6 protein-coding genes are annotated in these 2712 nt (G+C 57.0%); 1 reads left to right on the top strand and 5 read right to left on the bottom strand.

Going from position 1 to position 2712, the window contains the following annotated elements; genetic code table 11:
* Positions 1 to 209: 209 nt before the first annotated feature.
* The 4 genes from VB144_12215 to VB144_12200 all read right to left on the bottom strand — a co-directional run bounded on the left by VB144_12215 (position 210) and on the right by VB144_12200 (position 2248).
* Entirely contained in the window at positions 210 to 392 is a 183-nt protein-coding gene (locus VB144_12215) for a hypothetical protein (GenBank protein ID MEA4884393.1), read from the bottom strand.
* 305 nt (positions 393 to 697) lie between these two features.
* Positions 698 to 1138 carry a PIN domain-containing protein gene (locus tag VB144_12210; GenBank protein MEA4884392.1) on the bottom strand — a complete coding sequence of 147 codons (441 nt, stop codon included), beginning with the start codon at positions 1136 to 1138 and terminating at the stop codon, positions 698 to 700.
* On the bottom strand, positions 1122 to 1439 hold the full coding sequence (locus VB144_12205; GenBank protein MEA4884391.1) for a hypothetical protein: 318 nt from the start codon (positions 1437 to 1439) through the stop codon (positions 1122 to 1124). The genes VB144_12210 and VB144_12205 overlap by 17 nt, the downstream gene beginning before the upstream one ends.
* Before the next feature lie 218 nt (positions 1440 to 1657).
* Positions 1658 to 2248, bottom strand: coding sequence for a DUF1848 family protein (locus VB144_12200; GenBank protein ID MEA4884390.1), 591 nt, complete (start codon positions 2246 to 2248; stop codon positions 1658 to 1660).
* A 78-nt stretch (positions 2249 to 2326) separates the two neighbouring features.
* Between VB144_12200 and VB144_12195 the strand changes: the two genes are divergently transcribed.
* The gene (locus VB144_12195; protein ID MEA4884389.1) at positions 2327 to 2524 is read left to right on the top strand and encodes a hypothetical protein; all 198 of its coding nucleotides are present in this window, start codon (positions 2327 to 2329) and stop codon (positions 2522 to 2524) included.
* Here VB144_12195 and VB144_12190 read toward each other — a convergent pair.
* Positions 2521 to 2712 (bottom strand): ATP-binding protein (locus VB144_12190; GenBank protein MEA4884388.1); only part of this gene is annotated, 192 nt, incomplete at its 5' end. The genes VB144_12195 and VB144_12190 overlap by 4 nt on opposite strands.

The raw sequence follows: 2712 nt of genomic DNA, 5'->3' as shown, positions 1-2712 counted from the left end.
GCGAAGAGCGAAAACTAGTCACTATGTACTGGACCATGTTTTGATTGGCGTCATGATGGCGTGCGGAAGGCCCAGGGCATCGTAGATTCTGATGTGCTCGGGTTCCGGCGCCGAACCGCGTCGGATTCTGAGGGTTCCTCTTTTAGTCACTATTTGAGCTTTCCGAGAAGACGGAATGCGTTCTACCACGGCTTTCAGTTTACGCCCTCCTACAAATCAGGCGAAAACGCGTGCCCGAGTGCGGAAGTTGGGCTAACGAGTTTCCTCACATCCTCTACTGTATTGCGGATCTCGCCATAGTAGTGCGAGCGACCCATGTTGCTGTCTGCAATAGCCACAGCGATCTTGTCCTTGGACACATCCAAACCGACGTACTTTGTGATACGATTCATGCTGGCTGGCCCCCTTCGTATGTAGCTCTGCACTGCTGTGCTAACTACAGTGTAACCTACGCAGTGCGATGATGGGGCCGGCCTCATTCATTATGACTAACTGGGAGTCCTTCGCATTATTATGATATTTATCAGGAAGTGCAGGGTACAGGCAGTAACTCCTCATAATCTAGCGATGCATGGGCTATGGGCGGAAGTCACCTGGGCCCGGGCGGACAGGCAGGGATTATGGACGGTTAGGCCCGAGGCGCGGAAGGCGGTAGGCGCGAAGCTGACCCCCGAAACTAAGCATCACCCAGTTCCACTCAACGTTGGCCCCGGGTCATGTCCGGCAGCATCTCCAAGCCCATCTGCCCAAAATGCGAATCGAACGTGAACGCCTTGCTACATCCGATTCTCGACATGATGGCGAAACTCAAGCAGTCGACGAAGCTGAAATCCTTATCGTGGTATTTCTGCGCAAGCTCCCAGGCGGCCTCTTCGTCGGCCGGCTCCGCACGGATGCAGCGCAGGACTTTGCTCTCTCGAATATAGGCGCCCACTGCTATTGCATCCTCATGGGCCCTACAGAAGTAGGAGTACACCTCGGCAAACACATAGTTCGTGGTCACCAACCGCACCTTAAGGTCTCGCATGTTCTCCGGCGTGAAGAAGCCCTTTGCTGCCTCGTGGTACTTATCGCCCGCATCGTACATCGCAACGAAGGCGGAAGTGTCGATGAAGAGCCACTCAGCGGGGCGCATCATCGCGGATACCTCCGTTTCCCACAGGCGCTCCCGGACGGTCGGATCCAGCGCACCTGGGCCGGTAGACATAGCGATCGTGCTCGGTGGACCCGTCTGCGCGCCCTGTGGTCACGGCAGCTGCGGCGATACGGAACAACGGGTCTTCTTCCGTGACCGCTTCCGCGCCTCCCATTTCCTTGTCGATGAGAGTTCGGACCACCTCGGCCATACTCACGTTGTACTTCGCCGCGCTCTCTTTGAGAAAGAGGTACCGGGCCTCATCTAGATAGAGTTGCGTCCTGTACTTGTCCTTTCTTTCCACGCCGTCCACCCCCATGGTCACAGCATACTGTATTACAGCACATTCGTCTATCACCCGTTTTCGGTGTTTCGCTCGGGCTCACGCCAACGATGGCAGACCCAGTGCTCAGCACAGCCATGCGGCATGCTTCGGAAGAGGATACGCCGGCGTTTTCGGCAACGCACAACAGCGCTCTCCGGACCCCTATCGCTCGAAGTCCTCGCTTTCCTGCAGAGCTTTCAGCCTGGCCTTGTGTGTCTGAGGATTCCTCTTCTCCTTTGCGCTCCGGCCCTTGATTGCACCCGCCCGGCGAGATCCGGCGAGTCCGGATTGTGGCTGGTGAACCGGTCGAGCGCCGTTCTGTAGCTAGCCGTAGCGTAGCAGTATCTGCATCCGTGGATGCAGGTATTGTTGGCGCCTGTGTCTCGGCTGGGCGCGCAGCCGCACGCGCTCCTCTGGCCCGGGTCCTTGCCGCCGTCTACCTCAATACCCCATATGCTCCGAATCAGCTCGTCATCGATGCACTTGCCGTGGCGTATCCCCAGGTCCGACATGTCGACTGCCTCTGCGCACGAGCAGATCTCAAGCCCGTGGGCCACAGCTTCGTCGCGAAGGTCCGCAAGGAGTTCACGCGTGGGCCCATCGGCGCCCGTGGTGCGATCAAACCGCCATCCCTCGCATTCAAGTGCCGCCACCAGGTTGCGCTCGACCTTCCCGTAGAAGTCCGCCAAACTCACGACCACGCGAGTGGTCGAGCCTTCCAGAGCGGAAGCTATCGAAGCGAATTGACCCGTGTGGAACTGGGCGTCTGTGCGACTATAGCTAAGCACCACAGCAGTGAACAGTTCCCTGCCATATTGGGCGCTTATGCTGGTATAATGGCTCCCAGTAGAAGGGAGCGAGTGTTCATGCCAATGCCAAGGATGAAAGTCACGAATACACACGGATTCGAGATCAGTGAACTCACGAGGCTTGCCGCGCGTACTCAAGAGCCATATACACGCCAGGCGCTTACATCAGTAGTGATGACACTGCAAAGTATCTCCGCCGAGACCATTGCCGAGATACTGGGGTGTGTAAATGACAATCGAAAAGTTGACCACTAAATCCTACCTGTTTCGGACGGCGCCGGCTGATCTGAGCATGCTCCGGGATCCGCCATTTTCGTCACCCCGCTTCGTGTCTTGCTTTGCTTTAGTCGGTATGATTGACCCGTTAGGACAAAGGTATGAACGTGATGAGTCAGCCGATCTAGTAAGGCGGCCGTCATGGTCACGTCTCCGAACACTTCAGC

The organism is Clostridia bacterium (assembly GCA_034926675.1).
In the GTDB taxonomy this organism is placed as follows: domain Bacteria; phylum Bacillota; class DTU025; order DTU025; family DTU025; genus JAYFQW01.
Note: the sequence above shows the minus strand (reverse complement) of the source record. Positions and strands in the feature narration are given on the sequence as shown.

What these genes read in the sequence shown, in the direction of transcription:
- VB144_12195 (MEA4884389.1), top strand. Translation starts at nt 2,327, where the DNA reads ATGCCAATGCCAAGGATGAAAGTCACGAATACACACGGATTCGAGATC.
- VB144_12210 (MEA4884392.1), bottom strand. Translation starts at nt 1,138, where the DNA reads ATGATGCGCCCCGCTGAGTGGCTCTTCATCGACACTTCCGCCTTCGTT.
- VB144_12215 (MEA4884393.1), bottom strand. Translation starts at nt 392, where the DNA reads ATGAATCGTATCACAAAGTACGTCGGTTTGGATGTGTCCAAGGACAAG.